This window comes from Klebsiella scottii, from assembly GCF_036561945.1.
In the GTDB taxonomy this organism is placed as follows: domain Bacteria; phylum Pseudomonadota; class Gammaproteobacteria; order Enterobacterales; family Enterobacteriaceae; genus Klebsiella; species Klebsiella scottii.
Genome location: NZ_JARXNI010000019.1, coordinates 693,858 through 718,788, shown reverse-complemented (window position 1 = coordinate 718,788; position 24,931 = coordinate 693,858). Strand labels below are relative to the sequence as shown.

Below are 24,931 nucleotides of genomic sequence, written 5' to 3'. Positions count from 1 at the left end.
GGACTCACTCCGTTGCCGCCGTGATGCGGCGTGAATGATTTTGTGTATAAGGAATAATCGTCCTGGGCGCTGATTGCCTTTTAAACAGCCAGCGGCCGGACGGAATAAAGTGGGAATAAGATAAGTTTTCTTTACGGGGAAGTAAAATCCCCGATGGGTCAATCTGCAAAATTTCGCCAGATTTCCTGGATATCTTCCATTAAGTAGCCGCGGTACAGCAAAAAGCGCTGTATTTTAACTTTTTCTGCAAATACGGTGGGGAGGGGATCGCCATACTTTCTCTGCGCCTGCTCTTTCGCCAGCAGCGCCCAGTCGATTTCGCACTCGCGCATTGCGCGCTCGCTCTCTTCGCGGGCGATACCTTTCTGGTTCAGCTCCTGGCGGATGCGCGCCGGACCGTAGCCTTTGCGGCTGCGGCTGGCAATAAACTGGCGGACAAAGCGCTGGTCATCGAGGTAGCGGTTTTCGATGCACCAGCCCACAACGCGATCGACCTCTTCCGGCGTAACGTCCAGCGCCTCGGGGCCATTTTTCCCCATGACCGGCGCGGCCATCTTGCGCCGCAGCTCCTGTTCGCTATGGTCGCGCATTGCCAGAATACGAATCGCGCGATCCAGCAGGCGGGCGTAGCCGGAACGGCGGGATGAAGATTCAGTCACGAGCACCTCGATAATCAAAAAGCAAAAGGGCCGCATAAGCAGCCCCTTGTTTTCCCGTCTTATTTCAAATCGCATGCACGCTGGCCCTGCCAGCCCTGCAACCTGAACTATTCAGGAGACCATTACCTGAAGGTATCAGAAATCCTGTTCGCTTGCTTCTTCGCTTTTACCGTCAACCGCGAAGTCCGGCGTGGAGTCCTGGTTGTTCAGCAGCAGTTCACGAACTTTCTTCTCGATCTCTTTCGCCGCAGCCGGGTTCTCTTTCAGCCAGGAGATAGCGTTCGCTTTACCCTGACCAATTTTGTCGCCGTTATAGCTGTACCAGGCGCCCGCTTTTTCAATCAGCTTCTCTTTCACGCCCAGATCGACCAGCTCGCCGAAGAAGTTGATGCCTTCGCCGTAAAGGATCTGGAACTCCGCCTGCTTGAACGGCGCGGCGATTTTGTTCTTGACCACCTTCACGCGGGTTTCGCTGCCAATGACGTTATCGCCATCTTTTACCGCACCGATACGGCGGATATCCAGACGCACGGAGGCGTAGAATTTCAGCGCGTTACCGCCGGTGGTGGTTTCCGGGTTACCGAACATCACGCCGATTTTCATACGGATCTGGTTGATGAAGATCAGCAGCGTGTTGGACTGCTTCAGGTTACCGGCCAGCTTACGCATTGCCTGGCTCATCATACGCGCCGCGAGGCCCATGTGAGAGTCGCCGATCTCGCCTTCGATTTCCGCTTTCGGCGTCAGCGCCGCAACGGAGTCGACCACCAGCACGTCTACCGCGCCAGAGCGCGCCAGCGCGTCACAGATCTCAAGCGCCTGTTCGCCGGTATCCGGCTGAGAACACAGTAGGTTGTCGATATCTACGCCCAGCTTGCGGGCATACACCGGATCCAGCGCGTGTTCTGCATCGATAAAGGCACAGGTTTTACCTTCACGCTGCGCGGCGGCGATAACCTGCAGAGTCAGCGTCGTTTTACCGGAAGATTCTGGCCCGTAGATCTCGACGATACGGCCCATTGGTAGACCGCCGGCGCCCAGGGCGATATCCAGCGAAAGCGAACCGGTGGAGATAGTTTCCACGTCCATGGAACGGTCTTCACCCAGGCGCATGATGGAGCCTTTACCGAACTGTTTTTCGATCTGGCCCAGTGCTGCCGCCAACGCTTTCTGTTTGTTTTCGTCGATAGCCATTATTACTCCTGTCATGCCGGGTGGAACCGGGTAGTTAATTCTGTTCTGTTGAGGCAATTATACTGTATGCTCATACAGTATCAAGTGTTTTGTAGAAATTGTTGCCAGAGGAGCTGCAGGGCGTAGGCCGTGGCCTGACGGCGCACCGACTCACGGTCTCCGGCGAAACATTCGCGCTGCGTGATCCCCTGCCCGTTGGCGCAGGCGACGCCAAACCACACCGTTCCGACGGGCTTTTCCACGCTGCCGCCATCCGGCCCGGCCACGCCGCTCACCGAGATCGCGTAGGTGGCGCGCGCGGCGCGCAGTGCGCCAACAGCCATCTCCACCACCACCGGTTCGCTCACCGCGCCGTACTCAGCTAACGTCGCTTCGCTGACGCCAATCATCTGGGATTTAGCTTCGTTGCTGTAGGTGACAAAACCGCGCTCAAACCACGCCGAGCTGCCGGCGATATCGGTAAGCACTTTAGCAATCCAGCCGCCGGTACAGGATTCAGCCGTGCTCACCGTCGCGCCCTGCGCCTTCAGCGCCTGCCCAACCCGCTCACTCAGCTGCATTAATTCCGAATCAGTCATCGTCGCCTCGTTTAAGCCAGATAAAGAGGCCATCAAAGATAGCACTTTCAGCACAGATATGGGGATCGGGAGATGAATTTACGAGGGGGCTTGTGAAAATGGACGGTCCCGACGGGCCGGGACCGTAAAATAGCGCTTTACTTCATGCTGCCGGAAATCAGTTCGACGTTATGACGCATCATTTTCACGTAGCTGTCCGCCACGCCGCCCGGTTTTGACAACGCCTCCGGATAGAGCTCGCCGCCCGGCTGCGCGCCCGTCGCGTTGGCAATCTGCTTCACCAGCCGCGGATCGAGCTGGTTTTCCATAAACCAGGTGTGCACGTTATCGGCTTTAATCTGTTTAATCAGCGCCGCAACCTGCGCGGCGCTGGCTTCGCTTTCCGATGACAGCCCCTGCGGCGCAAGGAAGGTCACGCCGTAGGCGCGGCCAAAGTAGCCAAACGCGTCATGGCTGGTCAAAACCTTACGTTTCGCCTGCGGAATGGCGCTGAACTGGTTCTTCGCCCAGCCGTGAATCTCGTTGAGCTGGCCGATATAGCGCTTGCCGGAGACCTCAAGCGCCGCTTTATCCTCAGGGTCGGCTTTGACCAGCCCGCTGAGGATATTTTGCGCGTAAAGCGCGCCGTTGGCAGCGCTGTTCCAGGCGTGCGGATCGGTCACCGTTTTCCCGTCCTCATCGAGGGTATGCGTTTTTACGCCCGTCGATGCCACCACCAGCTCGCCTTTGAATCCCGATGCTTTAATCAGCCGATCGACCCACCCCTCCAGCCCGAGGCCATTAACCACCACCACGTCGGCCTTGCTGAGTAAAGCGCTGTCCTGCGGCGATGGCTCAAAGGTGTGCGGGTCGCCGTCGGGGCCCACCAGCGTATCGACATGAACATGCTCGCCGCCAACCTGCTGCACGATATCGCCCAGCACCGAAAAGCTGCTGACCACGTTGAGCGTTTTCGCCATCGCCCCCTGCGCCGCCAGGCCCAGCGCCAGCGCTAAAACTACCCCGGTACGTTTCATCATATTTTCCTTACCCCATTAATTTGCGCCAGCCGACCACCAGCCGGCTGCGCGTGCCAAAAAACACCGAAATAAAAAAGATCCCGCTGGCGGTCAGCACGATGGCGGGGCCGGCGGGCAAATTCGCCGCCCACGACAGGCTGAGCCCCATCCAGGCGCAGGCGCTGCCGATCAGCGCCGCCAGCAGCAGGATGGCGGGCAGCGTTCGCGCCCAGCAGCAGGCGGCCACCGCCGGGAGCATCATCACGCCCACCGCCATCAGGGTGCCCAGTACCTGAAAACCCGCCACCAGGTTCAGCACCAGCAGCGCCAGAAACAGGCCGTGCAGTAGCGCAGGCAGCCGGCGGTTATTCACCTGCAGCCACGCGCTGTCAAAGGCCTCGCTCACCAGCCCGCGATAGAGCAGCGCGATGCAAATCAGCGTCAGGCTGGCAACCCCGGCGACGAACAGCGCCGCGTCGTTATCCACCGCCAGAATCGAACCAAACAGCAAATGCAGCAGATCGACGCTGGAGCCACGCAGCGAAACCAGCGTCACCCCCAGCGCCAGCGAGCCCAGATAAAACCCGGCGAAGCTGGCGTCTTCTTTAAGCGGCGTGCGGCGGCTGACCCACCCCGCCACCAGCGCTACCGCAATGCCGGCGATAAAGCCGCCGACCGACATCGCCAGCAGCGACATGCCGTTAAGCAGATAGCCCACCGCGACGCCGGGCAAAATCGCATGCGACAGGGCATCGCCCATCAGGCTCATGCGTCGCAGCAGCAGGAAAACCCCGAGCATGGTGGTGCTCAGCGAGAGCGCCAGGCACACCACCAGCGCCCGGCGCATAAAGCCGAATTCGATAAAAGGTTGAAAGAAGGTGTGCCAGATCATGCCAGCCTCGCGGAATCGAAGGCGGGAAGCACGTCGCCGGTCTCGCCCCAGCGGGCATTCCTCGGCTCCAGCAGCAGGGTTTCCGGGAAATATTCGGCGACGCGCTGATTATCGTGCAGCACCGCCAGCACGGTCTGTCCCTGCCGGTGCATCTCAAGGATCAGCGTCATCAGCTCGCGGCTGGTGGACTCATCGATCCCGGTAAAGGGTTCATCGAGCATCACCAGCGGAGCCTGCTGGACCATCACCCTGGCAAACAGCATGCGTTGAAACTGCCCGCCGGAAAGCGCTTCAATCGGCGTTTTCGCCATTGACGCCAGGCCGACGCGATCCAGCGCCGCGTCAATGCGCCGGCGAAGCTCACCGCGCAGTCCGCTCAGAAGCGAGACCTGCGGCCACGCGCCCTGGCTCACCACGTCCCGAACCACGAGGGGAAACTGTGATTCCAGCGAATGCCGCTGCGCCAGCCAGCCGATAACCGGGCGCGACGCGCGCCAGTGCAGGCGGCCGCTCACCGGGGGAATAAACCCGGCCAGCGTTTTTAATAAAGTCGATTTACCGCAGCCGTTCAGACCGACAATAGCCATCAGGCTGCCCGCGGCGATAACGCCGCTCAGCGCCGGGGTAATCGCCAGCTCGTCATACCCGGCAACCAGGTTTTCCAGTTCAATCATGGCAAGGTTACCGCCCACCATGTCGCCAGCCACAGCAGCGCCAGCAGGACGCAGGCGAAACCTACGCGCAGCGCGGCGGAGCTTGAAAAAAGAGAAGTGAACATCTTTGCCTCAGTCAATATGTTATAACATAACACTATTGGATCGGCGGAATAATGTAAATCAGCGTCAACGAAGGGAAATGCTGCAAAATGTAACAGACTCCCCTCCGGGCAGAGGGAAGTCTCGGGGAAAGCTTACTGTCCGCGGGCCTGAGAAACGGCCAGGCCGAGCTGCCAGACGGCCATCGCGTAGTGGGTGCTGTGGTTATAGCGGGTGATGGTGTAGAAGTTCGGCAGCCCGTACCAGTACTGGTAGCCGGTACCAATATCGAGGCGCAGCAGGCTAGCCTGCTGATGGTTACCCAGCGGCTGCGTTGGCGTCAGGCCGGCCGACGTCAGCTGCGATACGCTGTAATTGGTCTTAAAGCCGTTCTCCAGACCCGGGGCCTGACCCATTGCCGGTACCGCGACCAGATCGCCGCTCACCCAGCCGTGCTGCTTGAAGTAGTTGGCAACGCTGCCGATCGCATCCACCGGGTCCCACAGGTTGATATGCCCGTCGCCGTTGAAATCCACCGCGTACTGGCGATACGAGGAGGGCATAAACTGACCGTAGCCCATTGCGCCGGCGAAGGAGCCTTTAAGGTTCAGCGGATCGTCGCTTTCGCTACGCGCCATCAGCAGGAAGGTTTCCAGCTCGCCGGAAAAGTACTCGGCGCGTCGCGGATAGCTGAAGGAGAGCGTCGCCAGGGCGTCAAGAATGCGGGTTTTCCCCATCACGCGCCCCCAGCGGGTTTCCACGCCGATAATACCGACAATGATTTCCGGCGGTACGCCGTAGACCTGCCAGGCGCGGTTCAGCGCATCCTGATACTGATTCCAGAACGCCACGCCGTTTTGCACATTATCCGGGGTGATGAACTGCTTTTTGTAGCGCAGCCACGCGCCGTTCGGCCCGGACGGCGGCAGTCCGCTCGGCGCCTGGCGGTCCATCAGGCGCAGGACGTAATCCAGACGCTTAGCCTGGGAGAGAATTTCGTGCAGCTGCTGCCGGTCAAATCCGTGCTTGCTCACCATTTTGTCGATGAACTGCTCCGCAGCAGGATTGTTGGCGAAATCTCCCCCCATATTCATAACGTTATGCTGCGGCTCCAGCAGGAAGCCACCGGATCCTCCCGTGGTCTCCGTTACTGCGGTGGCTTTAGGTTTGCTGCTACAGGCAGCGAGGAGTACGCACAGCGGGAGTAATGCCAGATAGCGACGCTTCAACATGGGGCTTCCATTTAACAAATTCGGCAAAGGGTAATTATGGTAAAGCATGCGGCCGTCAACAAGGAAGCGGCAATGTATTCGCGGACAAAATAGTCCTGCCCGCCCCCTCTCTCCCCGCCCGAAGATCCTCTTCCCGGCCAATTTGCAGGGTGAAATTTTCATCCCATCGGCAATAAACTTTCAAATTAAAATATTTATCTTTCATTTTGCGATCAATTTAACACTTTTAAACCTTTCAAAATGATTAAAATCAGCTGCCAGTTAGCAAGAAAAATAACGCTACAAAGGAGAGAATGATGATTGAAGTTATTACCCACGGCGCCGAATGGTTTATCGGCCTGTTTCAGAAGGGGGGCGAGGTCTTTACCGGTATGGTTACCGGGATCCTCCCTCTGCTGATCAGTCTGCTGGTTATCATGAACGCGCTGATCAACTTTATCGGCCAGCAGCGGATCGAAAAGCTGGCGCAGCGCTGCGCCGGGAATCCCGTCTCCCGCTACCTGCTGCTGCCCTGTATCGGAACGTTCGTTTTCTGTAACCCGATGACCCTGAGCCTGGGGCGCTTTATGCCCGAGAAGTACAAGCCCAGCTACTACGCGGCGGCCTCCTACAGCTGCCACTCCATGAACGGCCTGTTTCCCCATATCAACCCCGGCGAGCTGTTTGTCTATCTCGGGATCGCCAACGGCTTAACCACCCTAGGCCTGCCGCTGGGGCCGCTGGCGGTGAGCTATCTGCTGGTCGGTCTGGTAACCAACTTCTTCCGCGGCTGGGTGACCGACCTGACAACCTCCATTTTTGAGAAAAAAATGGCCATCCAGCTTGCACAAAAAGTGCATCTGTCCGGAGCTGCATCATGACGCGTATTCGTATTGAAAAAGGGGCCAGCGGCTGGGGCGGCCCGCTTGAGCTGGACGCCGTCGAAGGCAAAAAAATAGTCTATATCACCGCCGGAACCCGCCCGGCCATCGTCGACAAGATCGCCCGGCTCACCGGCTGGCAGGCCGTGGACGGCTTTAAAGAGGGGGAACCGCCGGAAGCTGAGATCGGCGTGGCGATTATTGACTGCGGCGGCACCCTGCGCTGCGGCATCTACCCGAAGCGGCGTATTCCGACCATCAATATCCACGCCACCGGCAAGTCCGGGCCGCTGGCGCAATATATCCTTGAGGACATCTACGTCTCAGGCGTTAAGGAAGAGAATATCCACTCCGTCGCCGATGCCGGCGCCGACGAACCGGCCCCGCTTCAGCCCGCGGGTCGCGATTACGATGCCAGTAAAAAAATCACCGAGCAGAGCGACGGCCTGCTGGCCAGGGTCGGTATGGGAATGGGCTCCGTGGTGGCGGTGCTGTTCCAGGCCGGGCGCGACACCATCGACACGGTGCTGAAAACGATCCTGCCGTTTATGGCCTTCGTCTCGGCGCTGATCGGCATCATCATGGCCTCGGGCATTGGCGACTGGATTGCCCACGGCCTGGCGCCGCTCGCCAGCCATCCGCTGGGGCTGGTGACGCTGGCGCTGATCTGCTCCTTCCCGCTGCTGTCGCCGTTCCTCGGCCCTGGCGCGGTTATCGCCCAGGTTATCGGCGTGCTGATCGGCGTGCAGATTGGCCTCGGTAATATTCCGCCGCATCTCGCCCTCCCCGCCCTGTTTGCGATTAACGCCCAGGCGGCCTGCGACTTTATCCCGGTCGGCCTGTCGCTCGCCGAAGCCCGTCAGGAGACGGTGCGCGTCGGGGTGCCTTCGGTGCTGGTCAGCCGCTTCCTGACCGGCGCGCCAACGGTGCTAATAGCCTGGTTCGTTTCCGGATTTATTTACCAATAAGAGGTTCCTGAAGATGACCGTGATTTACCAGACCACCATTACGCATATCGGCGCCAGCGCGAAGATGGCGCTTGAGGATCGGATGCTGATTACCTTCCGCGAGGGCGCGCCGGCGGATATCGAAGAGTACTGCTTTATTCACAACCACGGCGAGCTCGTCGGCTCGCTGGCGCCGGGGGCGGAGCTCCAGCTGGGCGATCGGCGCTACCCGGTCACCGCGGTGGGCGACGTGGCGGAACAGAATCTGCGCGAACTGGGCCATATCACGCTGCGTTTCGACGGCCACCGCGTGGCGGAGTTTCCGGGGACGGTTCACGTGGCCGGCCCGGTACCGGAGGCAATCGCCCCCGGCTGTGTACTGAAATTTTTTGCTTAAGCTGTAAGGAGAGAACTATGAGTCAGGTTGCTGTTGTCATCGGCGGAGGACAAACCTTAGGTGAGTTTCTGTGTCGTGGCCTCGCCGCGCAAGGATATCGCGTGGCGGTGGTTGATATTCAAAGCGATAAGGCCACCCGCGTGGCGCAGGCGATTAACGCCGAGTATGGCGAAGGGACGGCGTACGGTTTTGGCGCCGATGCGACCAGCGAGGCCAGCGTCGTCGCGCTCGCCCGCGGCGTGGACGAGATATTCGCCCGCGTGGACCTTCTGGTTTACAGCGCCGGGATCGCCAAAGCGGCCTTTATCAGCGATTTTGCGCTGGGCGACTTCGACCGCTCGCTGCAGGTCAATCTGGTGGGCTACTTCCTCTGCGCCCGCGAGTTTTCACGGCTGATGATCCGCGACGGCATTCAGGGACGCATCATTCAGATCAACTCCAAATCCGGCAAAGTGGGCAGCAAGCATAATTCCGGCTACAGCGCGGCGAAGTTTGGCGGCGTGGGGCTGACCCAGTCGCTGGCGCTGGATCTGGCGGAGTACGGTATTACCGTGCACGCGCTGATGCTCGGCAACCTGCTGAAGTCGCCGATGTTCCAGTCTCTGCTGCCGCAGTATGCCCACAAGCTGGGTATTGCCGAAGATCAGGTCGAGCAGTACTACGTCGACAAGGTTCCGCTGAAGCGCGGCTGCGATTATCAGGACGTGCTCAACGTACTGATGTTTTACGCCAGCCCGCAGGCCTCTTACTGCACCGGGCAGTCCATCAACGTCACCGGCGGGCAGGTGATGTTTTAACCGCCGGTTCCCGGGTCGCGCCGCGATCCGGGTTCTTCCCGACGCCACGCCTTAAGGAGATTTTATGGTTAGCGCATTAATCACCGTCGCCGCCATCGCCTGGATCGCCCAGCTCGCCTTCGGCGGCTGGCAGATCCGCCGCTTTAACCGCGAGTTCGATAAACTCTGTCAGCAGGGCCGCGTCGGCGTGGGACGCTCAGCGGGCCGCTTCAAGCCGCGGGCCATCGTCGCCATTGCGGTTGATGAACACGGCCGCATCAGCGGCACGCTGCTGATGAAGGGCCTGACCGTCTTCGCGCGTCCGCAAAAAATCCCGGCGCTTGACGGCAAACTTTTGCAGGAATTGCAGCCGGATATGATCTTTCCCCATGATCCGCTCTGTCGGAATGCACTATCATTAGCGCTTAAACCGAAACATGTATAATTTCGTTGTAAAAGTAAATATCTTGCGAAATTATCATATCGAAACTTTAAACGCAGGATGTAACCGCTATGAAACCACGTCAGCGACAGGCCGCTATTCTTGAGCATCTGCAGTCGCAGGGTAAATGCTCGGTCGAAGAGCTGGCGCAACACTTCGATACCACCGGTACGACAATCCGCAAGGATCTGGTGACCCTCGAACATGCCGGAACCGTCATTCGCACCTACGGCGGAGTGGTGTTGAATAAAGACGAAAGCGACCCGCCTATCGATCATAAGACGCTGATCAATACCGCGAAGAAAGCGCGCATCGCCGAAGCCGCCGTGCGCTTTATTCACGATGGCGACTCGATCATCCTCGATGCCGGCAGTACGGTGCTACAGATGGTGCCCCTGCTCAGCCGCTTCAATAACATCACGGTAATGACCAACAGCCTGCATATCGTTAACGCCCTCTCTGAGCTCGACAATGAACAAACGATTCTGATGCCCGGCGGCACCTTTCGCAAAAAATCAGCTTCCTTTCACGGGCAGCTGGCGGAGAATGCCTTCGAGCAGTTCAGCTTCGATAAGCTGTTTATGGGTACCGACGGCATCGATCTGAACGCCGGCGTTACCACCTTCAACGAGGTTTATACCGTCAGCAAAGCGATGTGCAATGCCGCCAGGGAAGTGATCCTGATGGCCGACTCATCGAAGTTTGGCCGTAAGAGCCCAAACATCGTCTGCGGCCTTGAAAGCGTGGATATGCTGATTACCGATGCCGGTATCGACCCGACGTTCCAGCGGGCGCTGGAAGAGCAAGGCATCAAAGTGATTATTACTGGAGAAGATCATGAGTAACTTTCTGTTAGAAGCCGGACGCCAGACCCTGCTGCTGGAGCTCCAGGAGGCGAGCCGCCTGCCTGAACGCCTGGGCGACGACTTCATCCGCGCGGCGGAAACCATCATCCACTGCGAGGGTAAACTGATTGTTTCCGGCATCGGTAAATCAGGCCATATCGGCAAAAAGCTGGCCGCCACCTTTGCCAGCACCGGCACGCCGGCGTTTTTTGTCCACCCGGCGGAGGCGCTGCACGGCGATCTGGGGATGCTCGACGGTCGCGACGTGATGCTCTTTATCTCTTATTCCGGCGGGGCGAAGGAGCTCGATCTGATCGTGCCCCGGCTGGAAGAAAAATCGATTCCTCTGCTGGCGATGACCGGTAAATCGAAATCCCCGCTGGCGCTGGCGTCCAGGGCGGTGCTGGATATTGCCGTAGAGCGCGAAGCCTGTCCGATGCACCTCGCCCCGACCTCCAGCACCGTCAACACCCTGATGCTCGGCGACGCGCTGGCGATGGCGGTGATGCAGGCCCGCGGCTTCAATGAAGAAGATTTTGCCCGCTCGCATCCGGCCGGCGCGCTCGGCGCGCGGCTGCTGAATAAAGTCCACCATCTGATGCGTCGCGACGAGGAGGTGCCGCGCGTTGACGTCACCGCCAGCGTGATGGCCGCCATGCTTGAACTCAGCCGCACCGGGCTCGGCCTGGTAGCGGTATGCGATGCGCAAAACCGCGTCGAGGGCGTATTCACCGACGGCGACCTGCGCCGCTGGCTGGTGGGCGGCGGCACCCTTGAGGATACCGTCAGCCGGGCGATGACCCGCAGCGGCGTGACGCTGCAGGCCGAGAGCCGCGCGGTTGAAGCCAAAGAGCGCCTGATGAAGCACAAAATCAGCGCCGCCCCGGTGGTGGATGAGCGTGACCAGCTGGTCGGCGCGATTAACCTGCAGAACTTTTATCAGGCCGGGATTCTTTAAGCCCCAGACGCTTCGCCAGCCGATGCAGGTTGGCGACGTCCAGCGCCAGCGCCCGGGCCGCTGCCGCCCAGCTGCGGTTATTCTCCGCCAGCGCCCGGGCGATCGCCTCGCGCTGGAATGACTCCGTCGCCTCACGCAGGTTTAGCGCCTGCGTCGGCGCCGGCGGCGCGGCGCTCGGCAGATTCGGCGCTTCACCGGCAAACTGAAAGTGCTGCGGTTCCAGCACGATTTCATCCCCCGCCTGGGTCGCCCGCGCCAGCACCACCGCGCGATGAATCGCATGCTCCAGCTCGCGAACGTTGCCGGGCCACGGCCAGGCGCTCAGCCTTGCCCGCGCGGCGTTGCTTAACACCACCTGCCCCAGCCCCATCCGCAGGCGGCACTGCTCGCAGAAATAGCCCGCCAGCAGCACCACGTCCTGATCCCGCTCGCGCAGTGCCGGCACCGACAGCGGAAAGACGCTCAGCCGGTGATAGAGATCGGCGCGAAAGCGCCCTTCGACTACCTCCTGGCGCAGGTCGCGGTTGGTGGCCGCCAGCACCCGCACGTCCACCCGCAGACTGCGATCGTCCCCGACGCGCTGAATGTCGCCATACTGCAGCACGCGCAGCAGCTTCGCCTGCAGCGCCAGCGACAGCTCGCCGATCTCATCGAGGAACAGCGTGCCGTTATCGGCCATTTCAAACTTGCCGCTGCGGTTGCTGATAGCCCCGGTAAACGCCCCTTTTACGTGACCAAAAAGCTCGCTCTCGGCCACGCTTTCCGGCAGCGCCGCGCAGTTAAGATAGACCAGCGGATTGGCGGCGCGCGGCGAGCCCTGATGCACCGCTTTCGCCACCAGCTCCTTGCCGGTGCCGGTTTCACCGTCAATCAGCACGTTTAAATCCGATGCCGCGACGATATCAATCTCCTTTTTCAGCTGCAGCATCGGCGCCGAAAGGCCAATAATCTCCTGGCGCTCGGCGGCCGGGTAGCTCACGCTCGGCTCCGGCAGCACGTTCTGGTTCTCCAGGCGGGCGATCAGCAGCGCATTGTTGAGCGCCCCCGCCACCAGCGCGGCAATCAGCCGCAGCTCCTCATCGCTGAAGCTGTCAAAGCGGTCGGCGTCCATGCCGTCGAGGGTCAGCGCGCCGATCAGCGTCTGCCCGGCAAACAGCGGCAGCCCCACGCAGGCGTGAACCTTGAGGCTTTCCTGGCCGGGGATCAGCCCGTCATACGGGTCCGGCAGGTCGCTATCCGCCGGAAAGCGCACCACGTCGCCGGCGCGGGCGATCGCCTCCAGGCGCGGATGCCCTTCGAGGGAAAAGCGCCGCCCCAGCACGTCCTGGGCGAGGCCGTCGATGGCCAGCGGCACAAACTGATGCGCCTCATAGCGCAGCAGCGCCGAGGCATCGCAGCCGAGGATCTGCCGCAGGGTGGTAATCAGACGCAGGAAGCGGTCGGCATGGCCGATATCGCTTTGCAAATCAATGGCGATTTTCGCCAGCGCCTCTACGGAAAAGCTCATCGCTGCCTCACTGTCATTTTGACAATCACAATAGTCATAACGACTATTTTAACCATTGTCATTTTGACAGCAACGCTTTTAGCAAAAAATAATAAAACCAATAAAATCAACAAACTGAAAAGTTGGCACGCAACTTGATATAAGCAAAACATCTTATTTTGAAAACGCTGAATTAATTGAGGTTGCTATGTCTATTCTGGTTAAAAATAACATTCATTGGGTTGGCCAACGCGACTGGGAAGTGCGTGATTTCCACGGAACTGAATATAAAACGCTGCGCGGCAGCAGCTACAACAGCTATCTTATCCGTGAAGAAAAGAACGTCCTGATTGATACCGTGGATCATAAATTCAGCCGCGAGTTCGTACAGAACCTGCGCAGCGAAATCGACCTCGCCGATATCGACTACATCGTGATTAACCATGCGGAAGAGGACCACGCCGGCGCGCTGACCGAGCTGATGAACTCGATCCCGGACACCCCGATTTACTGCACCGCCAACGCCATCGACTCCATCACCGGGCACCACCATCACCCGGAGTGGAACTTCAACGTGGTGAAAACCGGCGACAGCCTCGATCTCGGCAACGGTAAGCAGCTGATCTTCGTGGAAACCCCGATGCTGCACTGGCCGGATAGCATGATGACCTATATGACCGGCGACGCGGTGCTGTTCAGCAACGACGCCTTCGGTCAGCACTACTGCGACGAACACCTGTTCAACGACGAAGTGGATCAGACCGAGCTCTTCGAGCAGTGCCAGCGCTACTACGCCAACATCCTGACGCCGTTCAGCCGCCTGGTGACGCCGAAAATTACCGAGATCCTCGGATTCAACCTGCCGGTGGATATGATCGCTACCTCCCACGGCGTGGTCTGGCGCGACAACCCGACGCAAATCGTCGAGCTGTACCTGAAATGGGCGGCGGATTATCAGGAAGACCGCATCACCATTTTCTACGACACCATGTCCAACAACACCCGCATGATGGCCGACGCTATCGCCCAGGGCATCACCGACATCGACCCGCGCGTGGCGGTGAAAATCTTTAACGTCGCCCGCAGCGACAAAAACGAAATTCTCACCAACGTCTTCCGCTCAAAAGGCGTGCTGGTGGGCACCTCGACCATGAACAACGTCATGATGCCGAAAATCGCCGGCCTGGTGGAGGAGATGACCGGCCTGCGTTTTCGCAACAAGCGCGCCAGCGCCTTCGGCTCCCACGGCTGGAGCGGCGGCGCGGTTGACCGCCTCTCTACCCGCCTGCAGGACGCCGGCTTTGAAATGTCCCTGAGCCTGAAGGCGAAATGGCGCCCGGATCTGGATGCGCTGGAAATTTGCCGCGAGCACGGCCGCGAAATCGCCCGCCAGTGGGCCCTCTCCCCGCTGCCGGCCAGCGCTGATAAAAAAGCGTCGGCTGAGCAGAGCGATTGCGCCTGCGCCGCTGCCGCCGCGGCCGACCTCGGCCCGTCGATGCAGTGCAGCGTGTGCCAGTGGATCTACGATCCGGCGAAAGGAGAACCGAACCAGGACGTCCAGCCTGGCACCCCGTGGAGCGACGTACCGGATAACTTCCTGTGCCCTGAGTGCTCTCTCGGCAAAGATGTCTTTGACGTTCTGGCAACGGAGGCAAAATGAGTGATGGTATCGTCATCATCGGCTCGGGCTTCGCGGCCCGCCAGCTGGTAAAAAATATTCGTAAGCAGGACCCGCAGATCCCGCTGACGCTGATCGCCGCCGACAGCATGGATGAGTACAACAAACCGGATCTCAGCCACGTCATCAGCCGCGGTCAGAATGCCGAGGATCTGACCCTGCAAACTGCAGGGGAGTTTGCCGAACAGTATAACCTGCGCCTGTTCCCCCACGTCCGGGTGAGCGATATCGACGCCGAGGGCAAAGTGGTCAAAAGTCAGGATCGCGAGTGGCGCTACGACAAGCTGGTGCTGGCGACCGGCGCCGCGCCGTTTATTCCGCCGGTGCCGGGCCGCGAGCTGATGCTCACCCTCAACAGCCAGCGGGAATACGGCGCCGCCCAAACCCGGCTCCACGACGCGCGGCGCGTGCTGATCGTCGGCGGCGGGCTGATCGGCTGCGAGCTGGCGATGGATTTCTGCCGCGCCGGCAAAGCGGTGACGGTGGTCGACAATTCCGCCAGCGTGCTGTCGGCGCTGATGCCGCCGGAGGCCAGCAGCCGCCTGCAGCATCGGTTAACCGACATGGGCGTACACCTGATGCTGAAAACCCAGCTCGAAGGGCTGGAGCAAACCGCTGACGGCATCCGCGTAAGCGTCGATCGTCAGCGCAGCGTGACCGTGGACGCGGTGGTTGCCGCCGCCGGCCTGCGCCCGGAAACCGCCCTGGCGCGTCGCGCAGGCCTTGAGATTAACCGAGGCGTGGTGGTCGATAGCCGCCTGCGCAGCAGCCATCCGGCAATCTTCGCCCTCGGCGACTGCGCCGAAATTAACGGCATGGTGCTGCCGTTCCTGCAGCCTATTTTGCTCAGCGCCATGTGCCTGAGCAAAAATCTACTGGAGCAGCCGGGCGAGCTGAAGCTGCCGCCGATGCTGGTGAAGGTAAAAACCCCGGATCTCCCGCTACATCTGGCCGGAGATACGCGGCGCGAAGACCTGACGTGGAATATCGTGGCCGCCAACGATGGCCTGGTGGCTAAAGGCGTGGATGCGGAAAACCGACTGCGCGCCTTTGTGGTCAGCGAAGACCGGATGAAAGAGGCCTTCGCGCTGCTCAAGCAGCTGGTGAGCTAAGCGCTTTCCCGGATCGCGACGTCAACGCCTTGCCCGTGTATGGATGCCCCCCGTTATACAACCCATCTCTTCAGTTGTGTAACGGGGGGTAAGTTGCGTTCGTATATCCGGCCCCTCTCTCAACACCATCACCATCGTATACGGCCACCATGCTATCTGCGCCCCTGCTTCCCTTCGGGCTATCGGCTTGTTTATCAGAGCGCCTTCAGCCAGGCCAGCCTGTTATGAGAAATGTTTATCTGGTAACAATGCTCAACCAATTGCGTCCATTGCTCCCCGGTTTCGCAAAGTGAATGGGCTAACGCCAAAAGACGTGTGTGGAAGGTGAAGAGTGCCCTGCAGGCTTACGCTCATACTCCGGACCGCCTAAAGAGCGTTCAAAATGCTTTCGTATTTTCTCAAGCACTGACCCGGTTCAAAATGGCAAGTAAAATAGCCCTAATGGGATAAGCTATTTAGAATGTTCGATACAAATGTTAATGTGGGAAAAATGGAGATTTTCACATATAAATCATTTACATTTTAAATTACTAACCAAAACCCATTCTTGACATAAATTAATACCACCATTAAATAAAGAGAGTTAGCATTGATATATTCGCCCTCTTCATTCCATATATGTGAAGTGCATCTCAAAAATGTAAAATCATGTATTTTTAAATGTGAGCACGATCTTTTCTTACGTCTTTTTTATACAAAACACTTTTAACCTGTGTTTTTCTCTCTACATATTTTATTTTTCTGAAAAAGATAAAGTACGTTTACTGAATGGGAAGATTTAGATAGCGTAAGCCGCAATGAGACGGTTTTCATTTCCGGAAGAGCTTAACTTTTAAAAGGATTGAATATGCGTGGACTAATATACTATTGGAAGCAACTCGCTACTGAAGAGCAGTATATGGAAAAACACAATATGAACATAGCAACTTGTTATAAATGTGGCTCAGATGATTTACTAAACGTTGGTTTAATTCATCCTGTAGATAATCGTAGGAGAGTACTATGCTCTCAATGCAAAACTCAGTTATATAGAGAGGAAGATTAAATAGCTGCCCAGGTACCGCTACACTTTTGCCATGCGACTATTCCGCATACAGATAATTTCGTCACGACCGATATTCAGGAAGGAAAACATTGCTGTCGGCGCCATTCTGCTGGTGAATAATACCAGTCAGTTTGAGTGAGTGCCGGGCCTGACCCTACCCATGTAATATGGACACAGCCCTAAGCGCACTTCCGCTCATCGTTGCCGATCAGATGTTTCGCACGACAGAGTATGCATCAGCAGGGGAGCAACCTGCCACGGACAGAATCACCGCAAAATCCTTCAGGACGAGAATTAGTTTTACCCCTACATTTAGTGGTGGCGACGTGAAGGAGGTTCATCTATTCTGCCCTTATCAGCGAGCAGGCCGGAGTCACTCTTTGTGGATAATCCCATTCTTCAGAAAACCCTCATTATCGTTATTCTCATCCTGTGGGTAATCGATGAATTCCGGACCAGAGCCAGGAAAATAAAAAATTCTGACCCCGCGATTGAAGCCGCTGATGCCAGGGAACGCCATCAATGGCGCTATCTCAGATGGGGGTTCCGGGCAGTACAAGCGGCAGCGACGGTGTATATCTTCGTTCAGCTGATTCAGGTATTGCTGAGATAGATGCCACAGGCAGGTACAGCTGGACAGACACATTTTACTGTCCAGTTGGGCGCCGTTGAGTAGTAGATCAGCGTAGTTAATTCTACCCAAAAAATATTTTACAGCCAGTTATCATTGTAAATGTCATTATCAGATAAAAGAACTGACGTTGCGAAAGTGAGGGAAAGCAACCTTTTTTGGCTAGCGTATAAATTACACCTGCAAGTAAAATAAACGCAGTTGTTGAAGATGGCAATTCACTGAGTAAAATCCAAAATGAGCTGTCCATCAATACACCTCACCGTTGCCAAAACTGAATGTTATATTTTGTTTTTTTGTATCCCTCGCGCCTCCCATGTCGAGTAAATTTCCAACAACCTTGTTCATTGATGAGTTTATTATTTCATCATAAAAGTATGGTTCTCTTACTTGCCCTGCAACCAAATCGACATTATTTACTCTCTCAATCGACATTTCTCCTGAGAAGCCTGAACTACATAGCGAATGAAGCTGCATACTGATGAAACCGCTGATATACGCAGCAAACCACGGCCTACTGAATAATTTTTTATATTTCTTTTCTGAGGGCCATAGGTAGCTGTCCAGTTCTCTGCATTTGTAGTTCAATGTGTTTCCATCAATATGCAAATATCCATACATTCTGAATCCAAACCATGGAAAGCTAATATGAGGATTTACTGTTTTGGTACGCCCCTCCAATGCTGTCCGCTTGGCAAGCAACACTAAGCATCTGTCTGTTTCATCGAGGACTTCATACCAGGAAACCGGAACTGGTTCACTCCAATATTCTTCGTTATATAGGCAATTATAGATCTGAACGATATCCAGATCGTTTAACGTCTTTATGCGGTCATTCACCACTGCCTCTGTTAAGGTTCCTTGCAGCGCTGCTAATTGGGATAATCGTTGTAGGTCAGATGCTGGCAGACTGTTTCTGTATGTCTGGAGTACCTCTCGCATGTGAGCAACGATTCGCTGATTTTCGATAGCTATATCACTAGTGGTGTGATTTAGCAGATCTCCCCAGCTAGAAAATCGATAGAAATACGCTACCATTTCATAGGCATGGTTCAATTGAACATTGCAGTGATCTCTAAGGAAACGAGCCTGTTTGCGAAGCTGATCGAGTGATGGGACATAACGGCGATCGTTAACATTGAGACGTGGGAGCATTGCATATTCCTTTTACAAATACTCTGCGGCCTGTAAACACAGAGCAAAGTTAAAAGGACATGCTCTGAAAACGAAAGAGGAAAAAGCGCGTTGGCGGATTTGTCTACAGGCTGACAGGTCTGCGCATAACCTGTTAAGTAGGTTATTAAAAAATCAAATGACAGTCAATAGCCTGTGTTAATTGTGTGCTCATAACTTAACTGCCCTCAGGCAGCTATAGTTTCATAACCAGCATTCTACATATTTTATTCTTAGAGCAAGTGAGCGCTATCAAGGTCTGTTTTCTCTCATAGCTGCCCTTTAGCGTTACCGTTCACCTTGTTGCCCGTGCCATCTGGCTCGCCACATTATCCAGGGAATGAGAGGAGGTATTCCACAGCCCGCCATTCTTGACGAAAGGCAGCGGATAGATACCCTCAATGCCGCTACCCGTGGCAAAAGAACCGTGTACTCCTATTAATAATGCAACGTTACATGATCTTATATTATTTCCTGAATCCCCTTCGCAATAATCAATACTGCCCATGAAATATATACTGTGTTTTTATTCAGTACAGTACAATAAATAAAGCCAGATAAAATCCTAACCTGTCATAACGGAAGGATGGAATAAGCAGGAAGATTTTTAAAGAGCGCGGTATGAAAGTGTTACCAGCACCTCCACACCGCTAACCACAGACAACTAAACAGGAGTTGAATATGGCTGAGCTGAATTTTAAGCCAGAAAGTGCTATTGCCAAAATAGATTCTGATGAATCAGAGACGAGTGGTAAAAATTGCGAGCTGTTACGTAAAAAATCCGTTAAGCACTTGCAGAATAAATCCACAGCGGAGTCACCGCAACCGCTTAGCCGCACGGAGTTTTATGACCGTATGCGGCATGACTATATCCCGCTCGAGGGTGACTGGCTTTCGCAGGCCGGATTTACGCCGGGTATGCCGGTAAAAATCAGAGTGATGCCAGATTGCATTGTGATCACCGCCCAGAACAGCCGGGAGCTGTTCGGTTGTGCCGAAGGGTTAAGCGCGGCTCATTTCAGCAAGAAGAAAATGGACTTGTGGATCAAGACGTTCCCCGGTGCGCTTAACGATACCGGTGATCTGCCGGTCATCCGGCGGGAGAAGCCCGGCTATGATTGCCTGAAACGAAGCCGCGACTGACCCTTAAGGTAAAATCCCGGCTCAGGCGCCGGGATTTATGCGAAGATCATTCAGGATCTGAAGGCGGTGGTTTACGGGCTTTGCGCTCATCTAAATAGCTGCGTTTCCCGGCTCTGGTGAATAATGCGCGACCCGGGACCCCGAACCATTAAAAGGCCCGACCTACTGCGCCAGATTATCGTATCCGCGCCAGCGATAGTTAATCACCGACAGCACCCAGCAGGCGACAAACAGCCCGATAACCACGAAGCCGGCGTTGCCAAGATTATCGTTCAGCGCCCCCACCCAGCGCCACGGCCCGCCGCTGAGCGCAAACTTATCCATCAGCAGGCCCAGCGCCTCCATGCCGCCGATAAACAGCGCCACCACCACCGAAGTCCCGGTAATGGTCATATTGTAATAGAGCTTGCGCTGCGGCTTGCTGAACGCCCAGCCGTAGGCGCCCACCATCAGCACGTTATCGAGGGTATCCACCAGCGCCATGCCGCTGGCAAACAGCGCCGGGAAGACCATTATCGACCAGATAGACATGCCGCTTGAGGCGCTGGCGGCGGAGATGCCCAGCACGCCGATCTCGGTCGCGGTATCAAACCCGAGGCCAAACAGAAAGCCGACCAGGTACATCTGCCAGCTGCGGCTGATCAGGCGGAAGGTTTTGCCGAACAGCCAGCTCATCATCCCGCCGCCCGCCGCCACCTCATCGCTCACCTTCTCCCCGCGCTTCCACGCCTGAAAGCTGCGCCAGACGCTGCGCAGAATAACCAGGTTGATAAAAGCCATCAGCAGCAGAAACAGCGCCGAAACGGCGGTGCCGATCGCGCTGCCGGTATCGTGAAACCAGCTCATCTGCTGGCCGAACGCCGTCGCGGTGGCGGCAATGGCGGCGGAGGCCAGCACCACAATCGAGGAATGCCCCAGCGAGAACCAGGCGCCTACGCCGAACGGGCGCCGCCCCTGCTGCATCATCTTGCGCGTCACGCTATCAATCGCCGCAATATGATCGGCATCGACCGCATGACGCAGGCCGTATCCCCAGGCCAGCAGGCTGGCGGCCATCAGCGCGCCGCTGTCGCCAAAGGCCTGCCACGCCCAGACCCAGGCGACCAGGTTGGCCACAATAAGCCCCAGCACCAGCGCTGCGGCGCGCGGCTGCTGGCGTAAAATCGTCACTATCATGATGGTGTCCTGTGAGCCTGCCGGCGGGCGGCGGCGACTGCCGCCTGACCAAACGCGATGGCTCCATCACCGGCAGGCAGCTGATGCGGAAACAGCAGAGTAAAATCCGCCAGATAAAACGTCAATCGGGAAACCAGCAGCCGGTTGTGTAGTACCCCGCCGCTACAGACCAGCGTAGAGATGCCGCGCCTGTCGGCGTGGTCGCGCGCCATTGCCGCCAGCCCGCGGGCCAGCGCGTCGTGAAAGGCCCAGGCCTTGTGCGCCGGCTGCGCCTGCCAGCCTAGCCACCGGCGCCAGAAGGTGGCGAGATCCAGCCGACCGTCGCGCCACGGCAGGCTAACCGGATGATCGATACCGGCGCAGGTCGCCGCCAGCGCCTCCAGCCGGCAGGCCGCTTCCCCTTCGTAGCTCAGCGTGGTCGGCGCACAGCCCAGCGCGCAGGCCACGGCATCGAACAGCCGCCCGCAGGAGGAGGCTTTCGGCGCGTTAATTTCCCGCTCGACGGCGCGGGCGACCAGCGGCCACGCCTGCCGGAGCAGAACCTGGGTTTCAGGATAGTTTTGCCAGTCCGGCACAAAGGCCAGACAGTGGGCCAGCAGGTTGCGCCACGGCTGACGAGCCGCCAGATCGCCGCCGGGGAGCGCCACCGCCGGCAGGCCCGCCAGATGTTCACACTGGCGGTAGTTGACCCGCAGGCATTCGCCGCCCCACAGCGCGCCGCCCTCCCCCATGCCGATGCCGTCCAGCACCAGGGCGATGACGTCCCCGCCGTCCAGCGGCCAGCCGTGCTCCGCCAGACAGGCGGCGGCATGGGCGTGGTGATGCAGCACCCGCTCGATCGGCAGCGGCATCGACGCCGCCCACTTCGCCGAACGGTAGCCCGGATGCGCATCGATCACGATCCCCTGCGGGGTAAAGGCGTAAATCTCCTGCATCAGGCGCAGCGCCTCGCGCCACTGCGCCTCCACGCCCTCATCGCCGAGGTCGCCAAAATGCTGGCTCAGCACCGCTTCATCGCCGCGCGCCAGGCAGAAGGTATTTTTCATATCCGCGCCGAGGCACAGCAGCGGCGGGACGTCGTGAAACCCCGGCGGCAGCGGCAGCGCATCCGGCACGTAGCCGCGCGAACGGCGTAGCATCTCCCCGCTCTGCCGCACCACGGAATCATCCATCCGCTGCACGATATCGCGGTTATGCAGCAAAAATCCGTCGGCAATCCCGGCCAAATCCGCCAGCGCCCGCTCGTTAGTCAGCGCCGGAGGGCGCCCGCTGAGATTGCCCGAAGTCATCACCACCGGGCGCGCCAGCGCCTGCAGCACCAGGTGCTGCAGCGGGTTCGACGCCAGCATGACGCCCGCCTCCGCCAGCCCCGGCGCGATATCGTCACATAAGCCGCTGAGCCGGGTTTTATCCACCAGCACCACCGGCGCGGCGGGCGACGACAGCAGCGCCAGCGCCTCGGCCGGCAATCCCTCCGCCGTCGGCAGCATCACCGCCAGCGGCTTAGCCGGGCGATGCTTACGCTGGCGCAGGATCGCCACGGCGCGTGGGTTCCCGGCGTCGCAGGCGAGATGGAAGCCGCCAAGCCCTTTAATCGCCACAATATGTCCGGCAGCAAGCCGGTCTGTTGCCGCCCGCAGCGCCGCCTCGCCGTAGCAGCTCTCCTCCCCGCTGCGCCACTCAAGCCGCGGCCCGCACGATTCGCAGGCCACCGGCTGGGCATGAAAGCGCCTGTCGGCCGGATTGCGGTATTCGGCTTCGCAGGACGGGCACAGCGGGAACGGCGCCATCGCGGTAAACGGACGATCGTAGGGCATGGCGCGAATAATGGTAAAACGCGGCCCGCAGTGGGTGCAGTTGATAAACGGATAGCGGTAGCGGCGCTCCCGCGGATCGTTCATTTCCGCCAGGCACGCCGGACAGGTGGCGGCATCGGGAACGATCTGCGTGCGCATGGTTCCGCCTCCGCTTCGGCAGATGGTGAACGCCTCCGGCAGGGCTTCCCAGGCAAAGGGTGAGGCCTGCGCGCTGTCGATACGCGCCAGCGGCGGGCAGCGGCGGCCCAGCGCGGCGACAAACTCCGCCTCGTCGCCCAGCAGGCGAACCAGCACGCCGTCGCCGTCGTTGCACACGTCGCCGAGGCGCCCTAAGCGCTGCGCCAGCTGCCAGACAAAGGGGCGAAATCCCACCCCCTGCACCTTACCGCGGATGCGGATTTCCACCCCGTTCATGCCGCTATCGCCCTACCAGGCCAGCGCCGTACGGCGACGTTTTTCAATGTTCATCTGCTCAAGCTTATTGCGGTCAACGCAGATAAGCGCGTGCGTCGGGCAGGCGTCCATACAGGCGGGCCCCTCTTCGCGATGATGGCAAAGGTCGCATTTATTGGCTTCGGCCTTTTCCGCCGTCACGTTCAGGCCCGCGCCGCTATGGCGGATCACCGGACGCACCACCACCTCCATCGCCCCATACGGGCAGGCCACCACGCAGGTTTTGCAGCCGATGCAGCGCTCCTGCATCACGTGGACAAAGCCCTTATCGCGGCTGATGGCCCCGTTCGGGCAGACGTTAGCGCAGGGCGCATCTTCACACTGACGACAGGCGGTGGCCGTCGACACGTTGACACCCTTGATGACATGGATACGCGGTAAAAAGGATTTTGGCGTCAGCGCGGCGCAGTCCTGATTGGCCTGATGAGAGACCACGCAGGCCACTTCGCAGGTACGACAGCCGATGCATTTGCTCGCATCGGCAATAATGAAACGGTTCATCCATTTCTCCAGCAGTAAGAAGGTTACGCGCCGGAGTATGCATAATACGTTCCAATTATTATCTAATTGATAGTAAAGGTAATTAATCGGGTGATTTCTGTCATCGTCACATCTGACGATGACAGGTGACGATCTCAGGCGCCGGGGCCTGCGCCAAGAGAATCGCGCTCAATCAGCTCGCCAGGGAACGTTTGCTGGAATTTTAAATCACCGCCGTCGAGCATGAAAATCAGCCGGTTAATGCTCTCTTTGATCATCTCCGTCACCGGAATTTTGACGCTGGAAAGCGCCGGGATCATATAGGGCGCCAGCACGATATCATCGAAGCCAATCACCGAGACCTGCTCCGGCACCTTCACGCCGTGCAGATGCAGCTGCTTCATCGCGCCAATCGCCATATCGTCGTTGCTCGCCACCAGCGCGCTGTAGCCGGCGTTGCGCTGGCGCAACGTCTCAACCCCGGCCGCACCGGTTTCCGGCGTCCATTTTCCCTTCACGATTAGCCCTTCATTGAGCGGAATGTCGTGCTGAGCCAGCGCATCTTTGTAGCCGGCGAGGCGCTCGATGCCGGTAGGTGAATCCAGCGAGCCGGTGATAAACGCAATCTCACGGTGGCCGCGGGCGATGAGCTGCTGTACCGCGGCAAAGGCCGAGGCTTTTTGATCGGACCAGACGCAGTGGCTGGCGTTGCGCCGCAGGCGGCGGTTAAGCACCATGATTGGCCGGTCGTGCTGCTCGACGATCTCGTCCATTTCATCGACGCTAAGAAAGCGCGGGTAAATAATAATCGCGTCGCAGCGCAGGTCTAGCAGGTACTGAATCGCCTCGCGCTCTTCGTCGGCGCTGTGCTTGCCGTCGGCCAGAATCAGCTGACGCCCCTTGTCTTCGGTCATCCGCGCCACCTGAAACAGCAGCTCGCTGAAGTAAACCCCGTGATAGAGGGTATTGGTGACCACCAGCCCCAGGGTCTGGCTCTTTTTGGTGGCCAGGTTGCGCGCCAGCAGATTCGGCCGGTAGCCGCTTTCAGCAACGGCCTGGAACACGCGATCTTTCGTCTCCTGGCTGACGTAGCCGTTGCCCGATAGCACCCGCGAAACCGTCGCCTTCGACACCCCTGCGCGCTTAGCGACCTCCAGCATCGTTGCCATGTTGTTCTTCCTGTTGCAAAAGATGCTCGCAGTGT

At 58.1% G+C, this 24,931-nt stretch carries 24 protein-coding genes; 11 read left to right on the top strand and 13 right to left on the bottom strand.

The window, feature by feature from the left end; translation table 11 throughout:
* Positions 1-158: 158 nt before the first annotated feature.
* From recX to mltB, 7 genes are all read right to left on the bottom strand, one after another.
* On the bottom strand, positions 159-659 hold the full coding sequence (recX, locus tag QFI97_RS07165; protein WP_331833990.1) for a recombination regulator RecX: 501 nt from the start codon (positions 657-659) through the stop codon (positions 159-161).
* Between the two features lie 135 nt (positions 660-794).
* On the bottom strand, positions 795-1,853 hold the full coding sequence (recA, locus tag QFI97_RS07160; protein WP_095098387.1) for a recombinase RecA: 1,059 nt from the start codon (positions 1,851-1,853) through the stop codon (positions 795-797).
* Between the two features lie 80 nt (positions 1,854-1,933).
* Complete coding sequence (gene pncC / locus QFI97_RS07155) at positions 1,934-2,431, bottom strand: nicotinamide-nucleotide amidase (RefSeq protein ID WP_331833993.1); 498 nt, start codon at positions 2,429-2,431, stop codon at positions 1,934-1,936.
* 137 nt (positions 2,432-2,568) lie between these two features.
* The gene (locus QFI97_RS07150) at positions 2,569-3,447 is read right to left on the bottom strand and encodes a metal ABC transporter substrate-binding protein (RefSeq protein WP_159236297.1); all 879 of its coding nucleotides are present in this window, start codon (positions 3,445-3,447) and stop codon (positions 2,569-2,571) included.
* Between the two features lie 10 nt (positions 3,448-3,457).
* On the bottom strand, positions 3,458-4,321 hold the full coding sequence (locus tag QFI97_RS07145) for a metal ABC transporter permease (RefSeq protein ID WP_095098396.1): 864 nt from the start codon (positions 4,319-4,321) through the stop codon (positions 3,458-3,460).
* On the bottom strand, positions 4,318-5,016 hold the full coding sequence (locus tag QFI97_RS07140; protein ID WP_370525550.1) for a metal ABC transporter ATP-binding protein: 699 nt from the start codon (positions 5,014-5,016) through the stop codon (positions 4,318-4,320). Before QFI97_RS07140 ends, QFI97_RS07145 begins: the two co-directional genes overlap by 4 nt.
* Positions 5,017-5,231: 215 nt before the next feature.
* Entirely contained in the window at positions 5,232-6,308 is a 1,077-nt protein-coding gene (gene mltB / locus QFI97_RS07135) for a lytic murein transglycosylase B (RefSeq protein WP_346430813.1), read from the bottom strand.
* 296 nt (positions 6,309-6,604) lie between these two features.
* Here mltB and srlA point away from each other — a divergent pair, with 296 nt between their 5' ends.
* The 7 genes from srlA to gutQ all read left to right on the top strand — a co-directional run bounded on the left by srlA (position 6,605) and on the right by gutQ (position 11,533).
* Positions 6,605-7,168, top strand: a complete 564-nt coding sequence (gene srlA, locus QFI97_RS07130; RefSeq protein ID WP_076946057.1) for a PTS glucitol/sorbitol transporter subunit IIC — start codon at positions 6,605-6,607, stop codon at positions 7,166-7,168.
* On the top strand, positions 7,165-8,136 hold the full coding sequence (srlE, locus tag QFI97_RS07125; RefSeq protein ID WP_346430812.1) for a PTS glucitol/sorbitol transporter subunit IIB: 972 nt from the start codon (positions 7,165-7,167) through the stop codon (positions 8,134-8,136). The genes srlA and srlE overlap by 4 nt, the downstream gene beginning before the upstream one ends.
* 13 nt (positions 8,137-8,149) lie before the next feature.
* Complete coding sequence (srlB, locus tag QFI97_RS07120) at positions 8,150-8,512, top strand: PTS glucitol/sorbitol transporter subunit IIA (RefSeq protein ID WP_346430811.1); 363 nt, start codon at positions 8,150-8,152, stop codon at positions 8,510-8,512.
* A gap of 17 nt (positions 8,513-8,529) precedes the next feature.
* Complete coding sequence (gene srlD, locus QFI97_RS07115) at positions 8,530-9,309, top strand: sorbitol-6-phosphate dehydrogenase (RefSeq protein WP_095098409.1); 780 nt, start codon at positions 8,530-8,532, stop codon at positions 9,307-9,309.
* A 64-nt stretch (positions 9,310-9,373) separates the two neighbouring features.
* Positions 9,374-9,733 (top strand): transcriptional regulator GutM, encoded by a 360-nt coding sequence (gutM, locus tag QFI97_RS07110; RefSeq protein WP_346430810.1) that lies wholly within the window; start codon positions 9,374-9,376, stop codon positions 9,731-9,733.
* A gap of 68 nt (positions 9,734-9,801) precedes the next feature.
* Positions 9,802-10,575, top strand: a complete 774-nt coding sequence (srlR, locus tag QFI97_RS07105; protein WP_095098414.1) for a glucitol operon DNA-binding transcriptional repressor SrlR — start codon at positions 9,802-9,804, stop codon at positions 10,573-10,575.
* Positions 10,568-11,533, top strand: coding sequence for an arabinose-5-phosphate isomerase GutQ (gene gutQ / locus QFI97_RS07100; protein WP_346430809.1), 966 nt, complete (start codon positions 10,568-10,570; stop codon positions 11,531-11,533). The genes srlR and gutQ overlap by 8 nt, the downstream gene beginning before the upstream one ends.
* On the opposite strand, the gene norR is transcribed toward gutQ, so the two are convergent.
* Complete coding sequence (gene norR / locus QFI97_RS07095) at positions 11,496-13,040, bottom strand: nitric oxide reductase transcriptional regulator NorR (RefSeq protein ID WP_346430808.1); 1,545 nt, start codon at positions 13,038-13,040, stop codon at positions 11,496-11,498. The genes gutQ and norR overlap by 38 nt on opposite strands.
* Before the next feature lie 187 nt (positions 13,041-13,227).
* Between norR and norV the strand changes: the two genes are divergently transcribed.
* The 3 genes from norV (at position 13,228) to QFI97_RS07080 (ending at position 17,467) form a co-directional block, all read left to right on the top strand.
* On the top strand, positions 13,228-14,679 hold the full coding sequence (gene norV / locus QFI97_RS07090) for an anaerobic nitric oxide reductase flavorubredoxin (protein WP_241784415.1): 1,452 nt from the start codon (positions 13,228-13,230) through the stop codon (positions 14,677-14,679).
* Positions 14,676-15,809 (top strand): NADH:flavorubredoxin reductase NorW, encoded by a 1,134-nt coding sequence (norW, locus tag QFI97_RS07085; protein WP_346430807.1) that lies wholly within the window; start codon positions 14,676-14,678, stop codon positions 15,807-15,809. The genes norV and norW overlap by 4 nt, the downstream gene beginning before the upstream one ends.
* A 1,427-nt stretch (positions 15,810-17,236) precedes the next feature.
* Complete coding sequence (locus tag QFI97_RS07080; RefSeq protein WP_346430806.1) at positions 17,237-17,467, top strand: hypothetical protein; 231 nt, start codon at positions 17,237-17,239, stop codon at positions 17,465-17,467.
* Between the two features lie 267 nt (positions 17,468-17,734).
* Here the strand turns inward: QFI97_RS07080 and QFI97_RS07075 are convergent, their stop codons facing one another.
* Positions 17,735-18,640, bottom strand: a complete 906-nt coding sequence (locus QFI97_RS07075; RefSeq protein WP_241784412.1) for a hypothetical protein — start codon at positions 18,638-18,640, stop codon at positions 17,735-17,737.
* Positions 18,641-19,339: 699 nt separating this feature from the next.
* Between QFI97_RS07075 and QFI97_RS07070 the strand changes: the two genes are divergently transcribed.
* A complete protein-coding gene (locus QFI97_RS07070) occupies positions 19,340-19,801 on the top strand; it encodes a SymE family type I addiction module toxin (protein ID WP_346430805.1) in 462 nt (153 codons plus the stop codon).
* Between the two features lie 162 nt (positions 19,802-19,963).
* Here QFI97_RS07070 and QFI97_RS07065 read toward each other — a convergent pair whose 3' ends face one another.
* The 4 genes from QFI97_RS07065 to QFI97_RS07050 form a co-directional block, all read right to left on the bottom strand.
* Positions 19,964-20,977, bottom strand: coding sequence for a HoxN/HupN/NixA family nickel/cobalt transporter (locus tag QFI97_RS07065; protein WP_123708566.1), 1,014 nt, complete (start codon positions 20,975-20,977; stop codon positions 19,964-19,966).
* A complete protein-coding gene (gene hypF / locus QFI97_RS07060) occupies positions 20,974-23,208 on the bottom strand; it encodes a carbamoyltransferase HypF (RefSeq protein WP_346430804.1) in 2,235 nt (744 codons plus the stop codon). Before hypF ends, QFI97_RS07065 begins: the two co-directional genes overlap by 4 nt.
* A gap of 12 nt (positions 23,209-23,220) precedes the next feature.
* Positions 23,221-23,748 (bottom strand): electron transport protein HydN, encoded by a 528-nt coding sequence (hydN, locus tag QFI97_RS07055; protein WP_095098443.1) that lies wholly within the window; start codon positions 23,746-23,748, stop codon positions 23,221-23,223.
* Positions 23,749-23,882: 134 nt separating this feature from the next.
* Positions 23,883-24,896 carry a LacI family DNA-binding transcriptional regulator gene (locus QFI97_RS07050; RefSeq protein ID WP_095098445.1) on the bottom strand — a complete coding sequence of 338 codons (1,014 nt, stop codon included), beginning with the start codon at positions 24,894-24,896 and terminating at the stop codon, positions 23,883-23,885.
* Between the last annotated feature and the right edge of the window lie 35 nt (positions 24,897-24,931).

What these genes read in the sequence shown, in the direction of transcription:
- recA (WP_095098387.1), bottom strand. Translation starts at nt 1,853, where the DNA reads ATGGCTATCGACGAAAACAAACAGAAAGCGTTGGCGGCAGCACTGGGC.
- pncC (WP_331833993.1), bottom strand. Translation starts at nt 2,431, where the DNA reads ATGACTGATTCGGAATTAATGCAGCTGAGTGAGCGGGTTGGGCAGGCG.
- QFI97_RS07150 (WP_159236297.1), bottom strand. Translation starts at nt 3,447, where the DNA reads ATGAAACGTACCGGGGTAGTTTTAGCGCTGGCGCTGGGCCTGGCGGCG.
- QFI97_RS07145 (WP_095098396.1), bottom strand. Translation starts at nt 4,321, where the DNA reads ATGATCTGGCACACCTTCTTTCAACCTTTTATCGAATTCGGCTTTATG.
- QFI97_RS07140 (WP_370525550.1), bottom strand. Translation starts at nt 5,016, where the DNA reads ATGGTGGGCGGTAACCTTGCCATGATTGAACTGGAAAACCTGGTTGCC.
- mltB (WP_346430813.1), bottom strand. Translation starts at nt 6,308, where the DNA reads ATGTTGAAGCGTCGCTATCTGGCATTACTCCCGCTGTGCGTACTCCTC.
- srlA (WP_076946057.1), top strand. Translation starts at nt 6,605, where the DNA reads ATGATTGAAGTTATTACCCACGGCGCCGAATGGTTTATCGGCCTGTTT.
- srlE (WP_346430812.1), top strand. Translation starts at nt 7,165, where the DNA reads ATGACGCGTATTCGTATTGAAAAAGGGGCCAGCGGCTGGGGCGGCCCG.
- srlB (WP_346430811.1), top strand. Translation starts at nt 8,150, where the DNA reads ATGACCGTGATTTACCAGACCACCATTACGCATATCGGCGCCAGCGCG.
- srlD (WP_095098409.1), top strand. Translation starts at nt 8,530, where the DNA reads ATGAGTCAGGTTGCTGTTGTCATCGGCGGAGGACAAACCTTAGGTGAG.
- gutM (WP_346430810.1), top strand. Translation starts at nt 9,374, where the DNA reads ATGGTTAGCGCATTAATCACCGTCGCCGCCATCGCCTGGATCGCCCAG.
- srlR (WP_095098414.1), top strand. Translation starts at nt 9,802, where the DNA reads ATGAAACCACGTCAGCGACAGGCCGCTATTCTTGAGCATCTGCAGTCG.
- gutQ (WP_346430809.1), top strand. Translation starts at nt 10,568, where the DNA reads ATGAGTAACTTTCTGTTAGAAGCCGGACGCCAGACCCTGCTGCTGGAG.
- norR (WP_346430808.1), bottom strand. Translation starts at nt 13,040, where the DNA reads ATGAGCTTTTCCGTAGAGGCGCTGGCGAAAATCGCCATTGATTTGCAA.
- norV (WP_241784415.1), top strand. Translation starts at nt 13,228, where the DNA reads ATGTCTATTCTGGTTAAAAATAACATTCATTGGGTTGGCCAACGCGAC.
- norW (WP_346430807.1), top strand. Translation starts at nt 14,676, where the DNA reads ATGAGTGATGGTATCGTCATCATCGGCTCGGGCTTCGCGGCCCGCCAG.
- QFI97_RS07075 (WP_241784412.1), bottom strand. Translation starts at nt 18,640, where the DNA reads ATGCTCCCACGTCTCAATGTTAACGATCGCCGTTATGTCCCATCACTC.
- QFI97_RS07070 (WP_346430805.1), top strand. Translation starts at nt 19,340, where the DNA reads ATGGCTGAGCTGAATTTTAAGCCAGAAAGTGCTATTGCCAAAATAGAT.
- QFI97_RS07065 (WP_123708566.1), bottom strand. Translation starts at nt 20,977, where the DNA reads ATGATAGTGACGATTTTACGCCAGCAGCCGCGCGCCGCAGCGCTGGTG.
- hypF (WP_346430804.1), bottom strand. Translation starts at nt 23,208, where the DNA reads ATGAACGGGGTGGAAATCCGCATCCGCGGTAAGGTGCAGGGGGTGGGA.
- hydN (WP_095098443.1), bottom strand. Translation starts at nt 23,748, where the DNA reads ATGAACCGTTTCATTATTGCCGATGCGAGCAAATGCATCGGCTGTCGT.
- QFI97_RS07050 (WP_095098445.1), bottom strand. Translation starts at nt 24,896, where the DNA reads ATGGCAACGATGCTGGAGGTCGCTAAGCGCGCAGGGGTGTCGAAGGCG.